Origin of the sequence: Burkholderia sp. MSMB617WGS, from assembly GCF_001532025.2 — a bacterium.
Classification (GTDB): Bacteria; Pseudomonadota; Gammaproteobacteria; order Burkholderiales; family Burkholderiaceae; genus Burkholderia; species Burkholderia savannae.
Genome location: NZ_CP013457.1, coordinates 3,954,837 through 3,971,564, shown reverse-complemented (window position 1 = coordinate 3,971,564; position 16,728 = coordinate 3,954,837). Strand labels below are relative to the sequence as shown.

15 protein-coding genes are annotated in these 16,728 nt (G+C 70.5%); 7 read left to right on the top strand and 8 right to left on the bottom strand.

What is annotated here, in order from left to right; genetic code table 11:
• Window positions 1–30: 30 nt before the first annotated feature.
• On the bottom strand, window positions 31–1,710 hold the full coding sequence (locus WT60_RS19480) for an isovaleryl-CoA dehydrogenase (RefSeq protein ID WP_060355796.1): 1,680 nt from the start codon (window positions 1,708–1,710) through the stop codon (window positions 31–33).
• Window positions 1,711–1,947: 237 nt separating this feature from the next.
• On the opposite strand from WT60_RS19480, the gene WT60_RS19475 reads away from it, so the two are divergent.
• Window positions 1,948–3,591: a GMC family oxidoreductase N-terminal domain-containing protein gene (locus tag WT60_RS19475; RefSeq protein WP_059583814.1), complete on the top strand. Its 1,644-nt coding sequence runs from the start codon at window positions 1,948–1,950 to the stop codon at window positions 3,589–3,591.
• Window positions 3,592–3,627: 36 nt separating this feature from the next.
• Here WT60_RS19475 and WT60_RS19470 read toward each other — a convergent pair whose 3' ends face one another.
• From WT60_RS19470 to fliF, 6 genes are read right to left on the bottom strand one after another with little or no spacing between them, the layout of a single operon-like run.
• On the bottom strand, window positions 3,628–5,046 hold the full coding sequence (locus WT60_RS19470) for a flagellar hook-length control protein FliK (protein WP_059583817.1): 1,419 nt from the start codon (window positions 5,044–5,046) through the stop codon (window positions 3,628–3,630).
• Between the two features lie 39 nt (window positions 5,047–5,085).
• Window positions 5,086–5,550: a flagellar export protein FliJ gene (fliJ, locus tag WT60_RS19465; protein WP_038748519.1), complete on the bottom strand. Its 465-nt coding sequence runs from the start codon at window positions 5,548–5,550 to the stop codon at window positions 5,086–5,088.
• A 5-nt stretch (window positions 5,551–5,555) separates the two neighbouring features.
• Entirely contained in the window at window positions 5,556–7,127 is a 1,572-nt protein-coding gene (gene fliI / locus WT60_RS19460; RefSeq protein ID WP_060355797.1) for a flagellar protein export ATPase FliI, read from the bottom strand.
• Window positions 7,121–7,804 carry a flagellar assembly protein FliH gene (gene fliH / locus WT60_RS19455; protein WP_038748514.1) on the bottom strand — a complete coding sequence of 228 codons (684 nt, stop codon included), beginning with the start codon at window positions 7,802–7,804 and terminating at the stop codon, window positions 7,121–7,123. The genes fliI and fliH overlap by 7 nt, the downstream gene beginning before the upstream one ends.
• A complete protein-coding gene (gene fliG, locus WT60_RS19450; protein WP_038748513.1) occupies window positions 7,797–8,792 on the bottom strand; it encodes a flagellar motor switch protein FliG in 996 nt (331 codons plus the stop codon). The genes fliH and fliG overlap by 8 nt, the downstream gene beginning before the upstream one ends.
• A complete protein-coding gene (fliF, locus tag WT60_RS19445) occupies window positions 8,782–10,581 on the bottom strand; it encodes a flagellar basal-body MS-ring/collar protein FliF (RefSeq protein WP_060355798.1) in 1,800 nt (599 codons plus the stop codon). The genes fliG and fliF overlap by 11 nt, the downstream gene beginning before the upstream one ends.
• Before the next feature lie 248 nt (window positions 10,582–10,829).
• Between fliF and fliE the strand changes: the two genes are divergently transcribed.
• The 6 genes from fliE to WT60_RS19415 all read left to right on the top strand — a co-directional run bounded on the left by fliE (window position 10,830) and on the right by WT60_RS19415 (window position 15,074).
• Window positions 10,830–11,174 carry a flagellar hook-basal body complex protein FliE gene (gene fliE, locus WT60_RS19440; protein WP_038748509.1) on the top strand — a complete coding sequence of 115 codons (345 nt, stop codon included), beginning with the start codon at window positions 10,830–10,832 and terminating at the stop codon, window positions 11,172–11,174.
• A gap of 128 nt (window positions 11,175–11,302) precedes the next feature.
• Window positions 11,303–11,737, top strand: coding sequence for a flagellar export chaperone FliS (gene fliS / locus WT60_RS19435; RefSeq protein ID WP_059670705.1), 435 nt, complete (start codon window positions 11,303–11,305; stop codon window positions 11,735–11,737).
• Window positions 11,734–12,060, top strand: a complete 327-nt coding sequence (locus WT60_RS19430; RefSeq protein ID WP_038748505.1) for a flagellar protein FliT — start codon at window positions 11,734–11,736, stop codon at window positions 12,058–12,060. Before fliS ends, WT60_RS19430 begins: the two co-directional genes overlap by 4 nt.
• 112 nt (window positions 12,061–12,172) lie before the next feature.
• Window positions 12,173–13,720: a flagellar hook-length control protein FliK gene (locus WT60_RS19425; RefSeq protein WP_060355799.1), complete on the top strand. Its 1,548-nt coding sequence runs from the start codon at window positions 12,173–12,175 to the stop codon at window positions 13,718–13,720.
• On the top strand, window positions 13,717–14,046 hold the full coding sequence (locus WT60_RS19420) for an EscU/YscU/HrcU family type III secretion system export apparatus switch protein (protein WP_060355800.1): 330 nt from the start codon (window positions 13,717–13,719) through the stop codon (window positions 14,044–14,046). The genes WT60_RS19425 and WT60_RS19420 overlap by 4 nt, the downstream gene beginning before the upstream one ends.
• Before the next feature lie 308 nt (window positions 14,047–14,354).
• The gene (locus tag WT60_RS19415) at window positions 14,355–15,074 is read left to right on the top strand and encodes a PepSY-associated TM helix domain-containing protein (RefSeq protein WP_060355801.1); all 720 of its coding nucleotides are present in this window, start codon (window positions 14,355–14,357) and stop codon (window positions 15,072–15,074) included.
• Between the two features lie 496 nt (window positions 15,075–15,570).
• On the opposite strand, the gene WT60_RS19405 is transcribed toward WT60_RS19415, so the two are convergent.
• Entirely contained in the window at window positions 15,571–16,596 is a 1,026-nt protein-coding gene (locus WT60_RS19405) for an XdhC family protein (RefSeq protein WP_059583830.1), read from the bottom strand.
• Between the last annotated feature and the right edge of the window lie 132 nt (window positions 16,597–16,728).

Sequence of the window (16,728 nt, the reverse complement as noted above, 5' to 3'; positions counted from 1 at the left end):
GTCTCCTGTGCGATACGGGTGTGGCCGGCTTCAGGCCGGGAACGCCCGCTCGATGAGCGCGGCGTGATCGATGGTGGCCGGCAGCGTGCCGAATACGCGTCCGGTTTCGCTGCTGGCGTGGCCGAAGCGCGTGGCGGCGAACGCCTCGGCGACGGCGGACGGCCCGTCGCGCAGCAGCAGCGAGGCCTGCGCGACGAGTGCGATGCGTTGCGCGATCCGGCGCGCGCACGCTTCGCGTTGCTCGGGTTCGAGGGACAGCGCGCGCGTCAGTTCCGCGAGCGCGTCGGCAAGCGGCGCGCTGCGCTTCGCCGCGTCCCGCCATTCGTCGAAGAGCGCGGCGGCCGCGTCGGGCTCGCGCTCGATCGCGCGCAACACGTCGAGGCACATCACGTTGCCCGAGCCTTCCCAGATCGAATTGACGGGCGCTTCGCGGTAGAAGCGCGCCATCGGCGCGGTCTCGACGTAGCCGTTGCCGCCCCATACTTCCATCGCTTCGCCCGTGAACTCGAGCGTGCGCTTGCAGACCCAGAATTTCGCGGCCGGCGTGACGATGCGGCGCCAGCCGCGCGCGAGCGGCGAGCGCGCGGCCGCGTCTTCTTCGAACGCGTGCGCGAGCCGCATGAAGAGTGCGGTCGCCGCTTCGGATTCGAGCGCGAGATCGGCGAGCACGTTGCGCATCAGCGGCTGATCGGCGAGCGCGCGGCCGAACGCGCTGCGATGCCGCGCGTGATGGATCGCCTGCACGAGCGCCGCGCGCATCAGCGCCGCGCTGCCGATCACGCAATCGAGCCGCGTGTAGTTCGCCATCTCGATGATCGTCGGCACGCCGCGCCCTTCGTCGCCGATCATCACGCCGTACGCGTTCAGGAACTCGACTTCGCTGCTCGCGTTCGAGCGGTTGCCGAGCTTGTCCTTCAGGCGTTGCACCTGCACCGCGTTCTTGCCGCCGTCGGGCGAAAAGCGCGGCACGTAGAAGCACGAGATGCCCGCGTGTTCGGACGTGCGCGCGAGCACGAGATGCGCGTCGCATTGCGGCGCGGAAAAGAACCATTTGTGGCCGACGAGCCGATACGCCCGGCCGCGCCCGCCCGCGTCGAGCGGATACGCTTGCGTCTCGTTGCTGCGCACGTCGGAGCCGCCCTGCTTTTCCGTCATGCCCATGCCGACCATCATCGAGCGCTTGTGCGGCAGCGGCACGTCGCGCGCGTCGTGCTCGCGCGAGTAGAGCTTGTCGCGCAGCGTCGCAAAAAGGGCCGGTTCGCGTTGCAGCACCGGAATGCTCGCGAACGTCATCGTGAGCGGGCAGAGCGAGCCGGATTCGAGCTGCGCATGCAGGTAATAGCCGGCGCAGCGCGCGGCCATCGCGCCCGGCCGCGGCTCGGAGAACGGCAGCGCATGCAGTCCTTCGCCGCGCAGCAGCGCGAGCAGCCGGTGCCAGCTCGGATGAAATTCGAGTGCGTCGATCCGTTCGCCGCGCGGGCTGTGCGTCGACAGTTCAGGCGCGTGCCGGTTCGCGAGATCGGCGAGCGCGAGCGTATCGGGCGTCGTCAGCGCGGCGCCGTCGCGCGCGAGCGCCGTTCGATGCCAGCTCGCGCCGTACCGTTCAACGGCCTCGACGAGCGCGGCATCTGTTTCAAACGCGTTGTAATCGTGAAGCGGCGGCGCCTGGTTCGTCACCCGGTGCGTCGCCGTCAAAAGGTCCTGCTGCATGCCTTTGTCTCCCATTTCGCGGGGCCCGGCTTCTCTGTCGGCCGCGTCCTCCGCGCGAGGCGAATCCGATCATCTTAAATTTAGTTCACGCCGACGTTTAGAGGAATCGCTCTTGAGTCGGGATGTCCCGGCTCGTTTTGCGTTCCTAAAATGCGCGAACATTACAAGCCAGAATCCGGCTGTCTCGAGTGCGATTCCAGCCGCCGTTGCGTGGACGAAAAAACAGGGAGACGTGACATGCAGTACGACTACATCATCGTCGGTGCCGGATCGGGCGGCTCGAGCCTCGCGGGGCGTCTGGCCGATGCGTGCCCGGATGCGACGATCGCGCTGATCGAAGCGGGCGGCCACACCGAACGCAATCTGCTCGTCAACATGCCGGTGGGAATCGCCGCGCTCGTGCCGTTCAAGCTCGGCACGAACTACGGCTACGAAACGGTGCCGCAACCGGGCCTCGGCGGACGCCGCGGCTATCAGCCTCGCGGCCGCGGGCTCGGCGGCTCGAGCGCGATCAACGCGATGATCTACACGCGCGGCCATCCGCTCGACTACGACGAATGGGAGCAGCTCGGCTGCACCGGCTGGGGGTGGCGCGACGTGCTGCCGTATTTTCGCCGCGCGGAGGGCAACGCGCGCGGCGCGAACGAATGGCATGGCGCGGACGGTCCGCTCACGGTGTCCGATCTGCGCTTCCGTAATCCGTTCTCCGAACGATTCATCGCCGCCGCGCACGAGGCCGGCTATCCGCTGAACGAGGACTTCAACGGCGAGAATCAGGAAGGCGTCGGCTTTTATCAGGTCACGCATCGCGACGGCTCGCGCTGCAGCGTCGCGCGTGCATACGTGTACGGCCGCACGCGGCCGAACCTGCACGTGATCGTCGACGCGACGGTGCTGCGCGTCGCGTTCGACGGCAAGCGCGCGACGGGCGTCGAGATTTCGCGCGGCGGGCGCGGCGAGCTACTCGGCGCGCGAGCGGAAGTGATTCTGTCTGCCGGTGCGTTCAATACGCCGCAATTGCTGATGTGCTCGGGCGTCGGCCCCGCCGCGCAGTTGCGCCGCCACGGCGTTGCGCTCGTGCACGACGCGCCCGACGTCGGCGAAAACCTGATCGACCACATCGATTTCATCGTCAACAAGCGCGTGAATTCGCCGGAGCTCGTCGGCATCTGCCTGCGCGGGTTCGCGAAAATGACGCCCGCGCTGTTCAGCTATCTGGCGAGGCGCGAAGGGATGATGACGAGCAACGTCGCCGAGGCGGGCGGCTTCATCAAGAGCGAGCCCGGGCTCGATCGCCCCGATCTGCAACTGCACTTCTGCACGGCGCTCGTCGACGACCACAACCGCAACATGCACTGGGGCTTCGGCTATTCGCTGCACGTGTGCGCGCTGCGGCCGAAGAGCCGCGGCAACGTCGCGCTCGCGAGCGGCGATGCGCGCGTCGCGCCGCTCATCGATCCGCGCTTCTTCAGCGACGAGCGCGATCTCGATCTACTCGTGCGCGGCGCGAAGGCGATGCGCACGATCCTGTCGGCCGCGCCGCTCGCGTCGCAGGGCGGGCGCGAGCTGTACACCGATCCGAACGACACCGACGCCAAGCTGCGCGCGGCGATCGTCGCGCACGCGGACACGATCTATCACCCGGTCGGCACGTGCCGGATGGGCACCGACGCGCGCGCGGTCGTCGATCCGCAATTGCGCGTGAACGGGGTGGAGGGATTGCGGGTCGTCGACGCGTCGGTGATGCCGACCCTCATCGGCGGCAACACGAACGCGCCGACCGTGATGATCGGCGAGCGCGCGGCGGATTTCATCGTGGCCGAGCGCAAGGGGCAGGCCGCGCCCGCTCGCGAGCGGATCGCTGCGGCGCACGGCGGCTGATGCGCGCCGCCGCGCGAAAGGCCGCCGGCGCGGCCGTCAGGCGAACGTGTCGACCAGCCCGACGCTGCGTTGCGTCGCGCCGCTGGACGGCGTCGCTGCGAGTTCGCCGAGCGCGGCGTCGGCCGTCGACGCGCCGGGCGCGCGTCGCGTCGCGGCTCCGTCCGACGATTGTCGTTGCGGGGTCTGCTGCTGCGCGGACGCGAAGCCGCCGTCGCTGACGCTCGCGCTGCCGAGCCCGAGTCCGCCCGCTTCCATCGCTTCGCGCAGCTTCGGCAGCGCGGCCTCGATCGCGTCGCGCACTTGCGCGTGCTGCGACACGAAGAGCGCGTGCGCGTGGCTGTCGGCCACGCGCAGCACGACTTGCAGCGGCCCGAGATCGGGCGGATTCAACGTGAGCTCCGCGCTCTGCTGATGCGCGTTCGACAGGAACACGACCTTCTGGCTCAACGCGTCCGTCCAGTCGGGCGTGCCGACGGGCGGCGCGAGCGCCGCGGCGGCGGCCGCGCCGGCGCTCGCGTTCGTGGCGAGCGCGGCCGGCGCGGCCTGTTGCAGCGCGGCCGGCGCGCTCGAAGCCGCGAGCGTCGCGCGCGCGGAATCGGCCGCGTCCTGCAGCGCGGCGAGCGCGCCCGACGCGTCCGGCTGCGCGGCGTTCGTCGCCGCGATCGCGATTGCCGTCGCCGGGTTCGCGCCCGACACGTCGGCGAACGCCGCTTGCGCGGCGGGGGCCTTCGCGCCGGCGAGCATCTTGTCGAATGTGGCGCCGTTCGCGGCAAGCGGCGCGGACGCGTTGCCCGTGCCCGCCGATTGCGCGCCTTGCGCCGCCGTCGCGCTCGCCTGGCCGGCGCCCGTGAGCTTGCCCAGCGCCGCGTTCAGCGCGTCGCCGATCGATTGCTGCGCGCTAGCGGGCACGGACGAATCGGCGTCGCCCTGCGGGGCGGCGTTCGTCGCGGGCGAGGTCGACGGATGGGCGACGGCGCCCGCTTGCGCGGCCGCCGCGTCGGCGGCCGTCTGCACCGCCTGCGCATCGGGGCGCGCTTGCAGTTGCGCCTGCAGCGACGCGGCCGCGGCGAGCGCGGCGGCGTTGGCCGATGCCGATTGCGTCGCGGTGTCGTCGTCGTCCTGATCGTCAGGTTTTCCCGATCCTTTCGCGTTGCCCGTGCTCGCCGCCGCCTGCGCGCTCGCGCCGGAGGCCGACGCGCTCGCCGCGTTGCTCGCCGAAGCATTCGTCGCGGCGTTCGCCGCGTTGCCGGCGCTCTGCGCGCATGCGCTCGAATTCGCGTTCGCCTGACGCTGCGTCTGCACGCTTTGCTTGAGCGTTTGCGCGAACGGCGCATCGCCGGGCGACGCAGACGGCGCGTTCGACGCGCCGGACGCGTTCGCCGAAGAACCGGACGACGACTTGACCATCGTGCTCGCTGCGCCGAGCAGCAAACCGATCAGGGGAAGAGGAGGCATGTCGGATCTCGTGTTCGGGTTCGATGTGCGGCGCGGCGCTTACTTCGCCGCTTCCTTCGCCGCTTCCGCGCGCATGCGCAGCACCTTCGCCGCGTGCTCGTCGGCGTCGCGCTGCTCGCGTTTCGCGGCGTGTTTCGCTTCCTGCTGCGCGCCGCGCGCCTGCAGGATTTCGTACGAGCCGAGCGTGCGTTTCTTCGCCTGCCACTCGGGGCGCGCCGCTTCGATGCGCGTCTGCGCGGCGGCGACGACGCGCCGCTGCTGGTCGATCGCCGCGTCGAGCGTGTCGAGGAACGCCTGGAAGTTGCGGCAGTTGCCGGCGGGCATGCCCGATTGCGCGGATTCGGCGAAGCGCACGCGGTATTCGTCGCGATAGCGCAGGAGCGCGTCGAGCTGCGTCTGCGCGTCGGTGCGCTCGTGCTGCGCGCGGCCGAGCTGCTTGGTCGCGGCGTCGAGTTCGTCCTGCGCGCGCTCGAGCAGGAGCTGAAGGGGAAAGGTTTGGGCCATGGCGTTCAGCCTCCTTCGGATTCGAACAGCGCATCGAGCGCGGCGAGGCTCGGCGCGTATGGCGCGCATTCGCGAAAGCCCTGCTGCAGGAACGATTCGATGCGCGGGTACAGCGCAACCGCACGGTCGAGCTGCGCGTCGCGTCCCGCCGCGTACGCGCCGACCGCGATCAGGTCGCGGTTGCGTTGGTAGCGCGACAGCATTTGCTTGAACTGGCGCACGCGGTCGAGGTGCGCGTCGTCGATCAGCGCGGTCATCGCGCGGCTGATCGACGCTTCGATGTCGATGGCCGGATAGTGGCCGGCTTCCGCGAGCGAGCGCGACAGCACGATGTGGCCGTCGAGAATCGCGCGTGCGGAATCGGCGATCGGGTCCTGCTGGTCGTCGCCTTCGGTGAGCACCGTGTAGAACGCGGTGATCGAGCCGCCGCCTTGCGGCCCGTTGCCGGTGCGCTCGACGAGCGCGGGCAGCTTCGCGAACACCGACGGCGGATAGCCTTTCGTCGCGGGCGGCTCGCCGATCGCGAGCGCGATCTCGCGCTGCGCCATCGCGTAGCGCGTGAGCGAATCCATCAGCAGCAGCACGTGCTTGCCCTGATCGCGGAAATACTCGGCGAGCGTCGTCGCGTAAGCGGCGCCCTGCATCCGCAACAGCGGCGACACGTCGGCCGGCGCGGCCACGACGACCGAGCGCGCGAGCCCGTCCTCGCCGAGGATCTGCTCGATGAACTCCTTCACTTCGCGGCCCCGCTCGCCGATCAGGCCGATCACGATCACCTCGGCGCTCGTGTAGCGCGCCATCGTGCCGAGCAGTACCGATTTGCCCACGCCCGAGCCGGCGAAGAGGCCCATCCGTTGGCCGCGCCCCACGGTCAGAAGCGCGTTGATCGCGCGCACGCCGACGTCGAGCACGTGATGGATCGGTTCGCGATCGAGCGGATTGACCGACGGCGCGGTGAGCGGTGCGTCGACCTTCGACGCGAGCGGCCCGAGATTGTCGAGCGGGCGGCCCGACGCGTCGACGACGCGCCCGAGCATCTCCCGGCCGACGGGCAGGCGCTTGGCGCCCGCGAGCGGATCGGCGACGGGCGCGGTCTCGAGCGGCCACACGCGCGCGCCGGGCAGCACGCCCGCGACCGCGGTGGTCGGCATCAGGAAGAGGCGCTCGCCCGCGAAGCCGACGACTTCGGCTTCCGCATACGGCAGCGCGCTGCCCGCGGGCAGCTCGATCGTGCATTCGGCGCCCACCGACAGCCTCAGTCCGATCGCTTCGAGCACGAGGCCCGCCGCGCGGGTGAGGCGTCCGCACGGGCGCAGCGGCAGCGCGCGCGCGTTGCGCTCGCGGATGCCGTCGAGATGGGCGCGCCAGTGCGCGAGATGCGGATTGGCGAGCGCCGCGCGCGACGTCGCGGGGCCCGCCGCGAGCGGGCGGTGGTGAGGGTGCTGGGCGAGCGCGCCGTCGCCGATGTCGCGCGCGGCCGCGTCGCCGTGCTCGGGGCCGCGCGACGCGAGCGCGAGCTCGCGCTCGAGCGCATCGAGTTCGTCGCGGCCGAGCGCGCCGGATGCGTTGCTCACCATGCGCTCACCTTGCCGAGCGCGGCCGCGACGCGCTCCCAGCGGGTCGTGAGCGTCGCGTCGATTTCGCCCGTCGATGCGTGCGCGCGGCAGCCGCCGCGCTCGACGGCCGCGTCGGTGCGCACGCTCCAGCCGAGCGCGTCGAGCTCGTCGTCCAGATAGGCTTCGACGACGGGCAGGTCCGCGGGATTCACGATCAGATGCGGTGCGCCCGCGAGCGCGGGCTCCGCGGCGAGCACCTCGCGCGCGGCCGCGATCAGCGCGGCCGGATCGTGCTGCACGTGCTGGCGCACGACCTGCTGCGCGATCTCGAGCGCGAGCGTCGCGATGTCGTCGGCGAGATCGCGCTCGACGCCCGCGAGCGCGTCGCGAAACGACGCGGCGAGCGCGGCGAGCGCGGCGCTCGCCGCGCGCGCTTCGGCCTGGCCTTCGTCGAAGCCCTTCGCGCGCCCCTGTTCGTAGCCGGCCTGATAGCCGAGCGCCTGGCCTTCGACGTGGCCGGCGGCGATCCCTTCCGCGTGCGCGGCGTCGCGCACGCGCTGCAGTTCGGCGGCGAGCGCGGCGGCCGCCGCCGCGCCGCCGTCGTCGGGCGGCGCGGGCGGCGGCGGATCGAACGAAGCCATCTCCCACCGCTGATACGCGGTGACGGGCTTGCTCGACGCGCTCGTGCGATCAGACATATGCGTCTTCCGCCTTGCCGCCGATCACGATCTGGCCGCTCTCGGCGAGGTTGCGCACGACCTGCAGGATCTTGCGCTGCTGCGTCTCGACTTCGGACACGCGCACCGGGCCGCGCGCGTCGAGATCCTCGGCGAGCAGCTCGGCCGCGCGCTGCGACATGTTCGACAGGAACTTCTGCCGCAGCGCGGGCGGCGCGCCCTTCAGCGCGACGATGAGCGCCTCCGATTCGACTTCCTTGAGCAGCAGCTGGATCGCGCGGTCCTCGAGTTCGAGCAGGTTCTCGAACACGAACATCTGGTCGATGATCTTCTGCGCGAGATCGGGATCGTATTGCTTGACGTTCTCGAGCACGGCTTCCTCGTGCACGCTCGTCATGAAGTTCAGGATCTCGGCCGCGGTGCGGATGCCGCCCATCGGCGCGCGCTTCAGGTTGTCGCTGCCGGACAAGAGGCCCGTCAGCACGTCGTCGAGCTCGCGCAGCGCGGTCGGCTGGATGCCGTCGAGCGTCGCGATCCGCAGCAGCACGTCGTTGCGCAGCCGCTCGGTGAAGCACGACGCGATCTCCGACGCCTGGTCGCGATCGAGGTGCACGAGGATCGTCGCGATGATCTGCGGGTGCTCGTTCTTGATGAGCTCGGCCACGGCCGCCGAATCCATCCACTTGAGCCCTTCGATCCCGCTCGTGTCGCTGCCTTGCAGGATGCGGTCGATGAGCACGCCCGCCTTGTCCTCGCCGAGCGCCTTCGTCAGCACCGAGCGGATGTAGTCGTTCGAATCGAGCGACAGCGCGGTGTGCTTCTCCGCTTCGTGAACGAAATCGTTGAGCACGCCCTCGACCTCTTCGCGCGTGACGTTCTTGAGCGAGGCCATCGCGGCGCCGATCTTCTGCACTTCGCGCGGCGCGAGGAATTTGAATACCTGCGCGGCCTCTTCCTCGCCGATCGACATCAGCAGGAGCGCGCTCTTGTTCAAGCCTTCAGCGTTCATCGGACACCCAGTTCTTCACGACGGTTGCGACGATCTTCGGATCTTGCCGCGCGATCGTGCGCGCGTAGTCCAGATTGCGTTCGTAGCGGTTCTTCTCGCTTTCGAAGGCGAGGAGGGCCGGATGCTCATCGTCCTCTTCGGCAAGCTGTTTCTTGTCGGGGCTCGGCAGGCCGTCGAGCGCGATCGCGTCGTCCGGGCCGTTGAGCGCCGCAACCGCGGCCGCCGCCGGCTGCTCGGCGGGCGGCGGGAACGCGCGGCGCAGCGCCGGGCGCACGAACATGAAGTAGAGCGCGGCGGCCGCCGCGGCGACGCCCAGCCACTTCGCGATGTCCTTGCCGAGCTCGATCATGTCGGGCTGGCGCCACCACGGCAGGTTCGCGAACGGGTCGACCGCCGCCGAGAACGTGCTGTTGACGACGTTCACCGAATCGCCGCGCTTCTCGTCGTAGCCCATCGCGTCCTTCACGAGCTGCTGGACCTGAGCGAGCTTGTCCGCGGTGAGCGGCTGCATCGTCACGTGGCCCTTCGCGTCGGTGGCCGGCTGATAGTTGACGACGACCGCGACGGACAGCCGCTTGATCGTGCCCATCGATTGCTCGACGTGACGCACCGTTCGGTCGAGCTCGTAGTTCGTCGTCGAATCCTTGCGATCGCTGACGGGCGTCGCAGTCGGGCCGGCCGGCTGGCCGTTGCTCGCGACGATCGGCGCGGACGCGGGCTGCGGCGGCGTGTTCGACAGCGCGCCCGGCACGCCCGACGCGCCGCTTTGCGCGAGCTCGGTCGCGGAGCTCGTCTGCTGGCTGCGGATCGCGGCCTGCTGCGGCGCGCCGTTCGGGCCGTAGCTCTCCGAGGTCTGCTCGATCTTCGAGAAGTCGACGTCGGCGCTCACCTGCGAGCGCGCGTTGCCGGCGCCGAAGATCGGCGCGAGGATCGCGTCGATGCGCTTTTGCGTGTTGCGCTCGATCTGCTGCACGTACTTGAGCTGGCTCGCGTCGAGGCCCGTGGCCGACGCGGTCTGCGTGAGCAGGTTGCCGTCCTGGTCGACGATCGTCACGTTCTTCGCGGGCATGTCGGGCACGCTCGACGACACCATCCGCGTGACGGCGAGCACCTGCCCTTCGTCGAGCACGCGGCCCGGATACAGATCAACCAGCACCGACGCCGACGGCGCTTCGCGCTCGCGCACGAACACCGACGGCTTCGGAATCGCGAGATGCACGCGCGCGGCGCGCACCGCGTTGATCGATTCGATCGTGCGCTGCAGCTCGCCTTCGAGCGCGCGCTGATAGTTGACCTGCTCGGCGAACTGGCTGATGCCGAATTTCTGGTTGTCCATCAGCTCGAAGCCGACCGAGCCGCCCTTCGGGAGCCCCATCGAGGCGAGCTTCAGACGCGTTTCGTGAACCTGGTTCGCGGGCACGAGGATCGCGCCGCCCGCGTCGGCGAACTTGTAGGGAACGTTTGCCTGCTGGAGCGCGGTGATGATCGCGCCGCCGTCGCGGTCGGACAGGTTGCTGTACAGCACGCGGTAATCGGGCGCGCGGCTCCAGAGCACGAGCGCGACGATCGCGGCGACGGCGAGCGCCGCGCCGATCAGGAACGGCAGGCGCGGATTCGTCTTCATCCGCGAAAGTCCGGGAATGCGCTCGGCGAAGCCGCCCAGGCCGAAATCCGCGCCGCCCGCCGCCGCGCCCGGCAGCGCGCCCGCCGCGGCCGCGGCTTGCGGCGGCGCGCCCGCAAGGCTCGAACGGGCGTCGGGATTGATCAGCGAGTTGGCCTGCGAGTCCATGCGTCGAGTATCTCCACTGCGGGCTGAGTGCCGGCTCGGCAGAGCAGGCGGACATTGACACGATGCGATTATCCGCAGTGCGGTCAAGCGCGATCGGCCGAATAGAGCGGGGTTTCGCCCGTACTTCTGCGTCTTTCGCCTTCGGGCCGCTGCTATGCTTTTTCGCAATCCGGCCCTTGCAACGCTCGCGGGAAGCCGGAGTTCCCCCCCGCCGGGCCCTCGCGGCCCGGCTCTTTTGCGGAGATCCCATGGTTGCCCCCGTCAACGGAATCGCTTCGGCGCTGCAACAAATGCAGGCGATGGCCGCGCAGGCCGCGGGCGGAGCGGCGAGTCCGACGGCGGCGCTCGCCGGCTCCGGCGCGGCGAGCGCCGGCTCGTTCGCGAGTGCGATGAAGGCGTCGCTCGACAAGATCAGCGGCGACCAGCAGAAGGCGCTCGGCCAGGCCCAGGCGTTCGAGCTCGGCGCGCAGAACGTGTCGCTCAACGACGTGATGGTCGACATGCAGAAAGCCAACATCGGCTTCCAGTTCGGGCTCCAGGTCCGCAACAAGTTAGTGAGCGCCTACAACGAGATCATGCAGATGTCCGTCTGACGGATCTCTCCGCGCGTCATTTTTCTAAAGCTTTCGGGCTTCCTTACCGATAACGTCGGTACAAGCCCGCGCCGTGCCGTGCACGGGGCGGTGATACCGGATCGAATGCACCAAAGAGGAGGAGCGCCATGTTCACCCCAGGACACGCTGGAGCCAGTGCCTATGCGCGCGTCGGCGTCGAAACAGGGGTGATGGGCGCATCTGCGCATCGGCTCATCGCGATGCTTTACCAGGGCGCGCGCCAGGCGATCGCGCTTGCGCGGCTGCATCTGCAGCAAGGCAACGTCGCCGCGCGCGGCGAGGCGATCGGCAAGGCCATCCGCATCGTCGAGAGCGGCTTGCAGCAGTCGCTGAACCTCGAAGCCGGCGGCGAGATCGCGTCGCGTCTCGACGCGCTTTACACGTACATCTGCCGGCGTCTGCTGCAGGCGAACGTCGACGCGAGCGAGCCGCTGCTGATCGAGGCCGACGGCCTGCTCGCGACGCTCGAGGACGCGTGGACGGGCATCGGCCCGGAGGTGGCCAGGATGACCGCGCAAGCCGCAACGGAACAGTCGCGATGAACCGGAAGACCGAATACTTTGCCCGCTACGAAGCGATCGCCGACGTGTCCGGGCGGATGCTCGTCGCGGCCCGCAATGCGGCATGGCATGCGATGGGCGGGCTGCAGGAGGAGTATCTGCGGCTTGTCGACGGGCTGAAAGAGGCCGAGCAGGGCGTCATGCTCGACGATGCGGAGCGCACCCGCAAGTTCGAGCTGATCCGCCGCATCCTCGCCGACGACGCCGCGATCCGCGATCTCGCGAGCCCGGAGGTCGCGCGGCTGTCCGCGTTCATCCGCGCGGGCCGCTCGACGCTGAACGACCTGTACCGGGCGCGCGGCTGAACGCGGGCGGGGCACGCCGCCGCGTTCGTGCGCGCCGGCTCGCGCAAGCGGACGGCGCGCGTCCGTTTGCGCGGGTTGCACGAATTTCATCCGGCGCGCGTCAGGACTCACGATGACCGCTATCGACACCGCTGCCGCCGCCATCCTGGCGAGCCGCATCGACAGTCTTCTCGACGCGATCCAGCCCTCGGCGGGCGGCGCGGCGGCGGCACAGGTCGGCACGTCCGGCGCGCCGCCCGCGTCAGCGCCGCCGCAGCAGGCGGCGGGCGGGCCGCCGCCTGCGTCCGCGCAGGCCGTGCTGTCCGAGGTCGGACTCACGCTCGACGCGATTTCCCGTTACGGCGGCGATGCGACGCCCGCGGTCGTCGGCGCTGCGCCGCTGCTGCCCGCGCCGCCGATCGCGTCCGCCGCGCAAGCGGCCGCGTTGGTCGATCCGTTGCTTGTTGTCGCGTCCGATGCCGGCAACCCCGGGCCGTCCGCGGCGGCGCCCGGCGCGCAGGCGGCGCAGGCCGCGCAGGCCGCGGCGCAAGCGTCTTCGGGCGCATCGCCCGCCGCCGCGCTGAGCGCGGCGCTCGCGCAGGCCGTCGCGGAAAGCGGCCTCTTCTACGAATCCCATCTCGCACAATGGCTCGCGGGCCAGCGCACGACGGCCGAGCTCGCGCGCGAGCCGCAGGCGCGGCTCGCGACGGCCGGCCAGCCGGGCGCGCAGGCCGGCCAGGCGGGCAATGCGCTCGACGACGCGCTTGCCGATCTGCTCGCCGCGCGCCTGCCGCTGCCGCAAGGCGGCCGCGACGCGCCCGCGCAATCGGCGGCGCGCAACCCGGGGCAGCCGGCGGGCGACGCGGGCGAAGGCGCGGCGGCGTCGGGCCGCGCGCCGCCGAACGCGGCGGCGCTCGCACGCTCGGTCGACGCGTATGCGGCGCTCGCCGGCGAAGACGGCAAGCCCACCGCCGCGCAAGCCGCGCAGACGGCCGGCGCGCGGCCCGGCATGCCGCCTCCGGACGCGGGAGCGCCGGCGTCGGTCGCGGCCTCGCTGCACGCGGCGACGCTGCCGATCGTGCGTCAGCAGCTCGATCTGCTCGCGACCGACCAGTTTCGCTGGACCGGCGAAGCGTGGCCGGGCGCGAGGCTCGACTGGACGATCGAGCCGGACGAGCGGCATGGCCGCGAGCGGCCGTCGTCCGAGGCCGAAGCGCCGGATGCGCGCGGCTGGCGCACGCGCTTGACGCTCGCATTGCCGTCGCTCGGCACCGTCGACGCGGAGCTCGTGCTGAACGGCGAGCAGCTCGCCGCGCGGCTGCGCGTGAGCGAGGCGGGCGCGGCGCGGCTCGCGCCGCACGGCGACGCGCTGCGTGCCCGTTTGCAGGCGCTCGGATTGCAGGTGAGCGGCTTGTCGATCCGCGTGATCGACGGGGTGCCCGACGGTTTCGACGCGACGGTCGCGCGGGCGGCCGCGTCCGCGTACGCGCGCACGGCGGCGAGCGGCGAGCCGGGGGCGGCAGGGGCGACGGGACCGACTGGGGAGAGGGGGGCGGCAGGACCGACAGGGGCGGCCGGTATTGCGAGCGGCGCGGCTGCAGGGGCCGGTGCGGCGGGCGTCGAGCCGCGCACGCCGCCGTCGCCGGTCGAGACCGACGACGATTGGGAGCTCGCGCGATGAGCGGGCCGCAGCGCAAGCGCGCCGCGGTGCTCGCGTACGACGCGAAGGGCGGCGATACGGCGCCGCGCGTCGTCGCGAAGGGCTACGGGCTCGTCGCCGAGCGGATCATCGAGCGGGCGCGCGATGCCGGGCTGTACGTGCATACCGCGCCCGAGATGGTGTCGTTGCTGATGCAGGTCGACCTCGACGCGCGGATTCCGCCGCAGTTGTATCAGGCGGTCGCGGAACTGCTCGCGTGGCTGTACGCGCTCGAACGCGGCGCAGGCGACGGTGACGGTGACGGTGACGGCGGGCAGACGGTTTTTCCGCCGTTGCCGAAGCGGTGAAGGCGGACGGCCTGAGGGCGTGACCGGTGTCTCGGGCTCGTGGGACGTGCGTCGGTGCTCGATCGTTCGGTGCGGTGGGTTGGTGAGCTGGCGGATCGGTGAGTCGGTGAATCGGTGAATCGGTGAATCGGCGAGTCGGTGAGTCGGTGAATCAGCGAACGCGCAGCACGATCCTGGCTCCGTCAGCGTCCAGCGACATTGAGTTCGCCGATATTTTATGTAATGATATCCATTCTCATTTAATTAAACGGGCGGCGCGCGACTCGGTTGCGCGCCGCCCGATGTTTTGTGCGAATGGAAATCGAAGCGTGAACGCGCCCGAATCGATCGAAAAACTCACCGGCGTCGTGGTGCCGTATCCGGGTTCGCCGCGCAAGCTCGACGAGACCGAGCTCACCGAGCGCCGCCGCCGCTCGCGGCGCGCGACGTTCATCAAGTGGCTTCGCAAGGTGCATGGCTGGGTCGGCTTGTGGGGGGCGGTGCTGGGCCTGCTGTTCGGCGTGACGGGCGTGCTGCTCAATCACCGCGCGCCGCCGCTCAAGATCTCGTCCGGCGAGCCGCAGGTCAGCCAGCTGCAACTCGCGCTGCCGTCGCCCGTGCCCGATACGCCCGCCGCGATGGCCGCGTGGGTTCGGCGCGAGCTCGCGTTCGACGGCCGGCTTGGCCGCATCCGCAAAGATCCGGCGCAGCCCGTCGCGTGGGGCGAGCGCCGCGTCACGCAGCCCGAGCACTGGCAGTTCGGCCTCTTCGGCCCGCGCAGCAACGTGCAGGTCGAATACTGGAAAGGCAACGGCTACGTGTCGGTGAAACGCACCGACAACGCGATCCTCACGACGCTCAATAACCTGCATCGCGGCGTCGGGATGAACCTGTTCTGGGTGCTGCTGATGGATACGATCGCGGGATCGATGGTCCTGCTGTCGCTGACGGGTGTGCTGCTCTGGACCGAGCTCAACAAGCGGCGCACGGTGGGCGTCGTGCTCGTCGTCGGGTCGGTGGCAGCGGCGCTGGCGGCGGGCTTGTCCTGAGTCGAGCATCTTCGGCCGCCGCTTTCCGGGCGGCGCGCGCCGCGCGTTCGTCGGGCGTTGTCGCGCCGCGCGCCGTTACGTCTTTCCGCGCGGCACGATGCGCAAGGCGTCGCATTGTGCAATCGGGCCGGCTCGACGTCGAGTCGCGCATGCTTTTCACGATCGCGGGCCGGCATCGTCGGTTCGCCCGTCGAGACAAGCGCACGGTTGCGGCCTGATTTGCGGCGCGCATGTGCGCTGGACTTCGAAAAACAGAAAGTCCGCTGGATGACCGGGCTATTCTGCTTTGCCGACCGCCGACCGCCGACCGCCGACCGCCGACCGCCGACCGCCGACCGCCGACCGCCGACCGCCGACCGCCGACCGCCGACCGCGAACAGCGAACAGCGAACACCGAACACCGAACACCGAACACCGAACAGCGAACAGCGAACAGCGAACAGCGAACAGCAAATCACCACACCCCAAACACCGATCGACGTTCGCGGCCGCCGACCTAAATCCCGCACGCCACGTCGCCGTTCGTCGCGACCTCCCGCGCCGCCTTCGCTCCCTCGACCTGCAGGATCGTCGGCAGCGACACGCCATTCTTCGCCGCCGTCACCTCGGCGAGAATCGACACCGCGATTTCCGGCGGCGTCCGGCTTCCAATGTAGATGCCCGCCGGCCCGTGCAGCCGCGCGAGTTCCGCCGCGCTCAGATCGAATTCCCGCAGCCGCTCGCGCCGCGCCTGGCTGTTGCGCCGCGAGCCGAGCGCGCCGACGTAGAACGCCGGCGTCTTCAGCGCCTCCATCAGCGCGAGATCGTCGAGCTTCGGATCGTGCGTCAACGCGATCACCGCCGAGCGGCGGTCGAGTTGCATGTCGAGCACGGTGTCGTCGGGCATCGTCCGCACGACGTGCGTGCCGGGCACGTCCCACGCGTGCGTGTATTCGTCGCGCGGATCGCAGACCGTCACCTGATAATCGAGCCCCACCGCGATCTGGCACAGATAGCGCGACAACTGCCCCGCGCCGATCACGAGCATCCGGTAGCGCGGCCCGTGGATCGTCACGAGGCGCGCGCCGTCGAAGTGGAGCCCGTCGGTCGCGATCGCGGGCGCGAGCGTCGCTTCGCCGCTGGCGAGCTCGAGCGTGCGCGTGACGAGCCGGCCGCGCTCGACCGCGTCGCACAGCGCCGCGACGCCGCTCGCCGGCCCGAGCGGCTCGAGCACGAGCTCGATCGTGCCGCCGCACGGCAGGCCGAAGCGGTGCGCCTCCTCGGCCGTCACGCCGTATTTGACCGCTTCGGGCCGCGTCCAGCTCGCGACGCCCGACGCCTGCACGCGCGCGATCAGATCGTCTTCGATGCAGCCGCCCGACACCGAGCCGGCGACGAGCCCGTCGTCGCGAACCGCGAGCATCGCGCCCTCGGGGCGCGGCGACGAACCCCAGGTCCGCACGACCGTGACGAGCAGCGCGCGGCGCCCCTCGCCGAGCCAGCGCGCGCTCGTTCGCAGCACTTCGAGATCCACGCTTTCCATGATCCGGTCCTTGCAGCTTCCCGGCCGATGGGATTCCGGCCGCTGAATGGCGCGATTATGGCGCGTCCGATGAAAGCGTGCAGGAGCGGCCGCGCGCACAAAAAAAGCGCTCCCGGCGATCGGGAGCGCTTG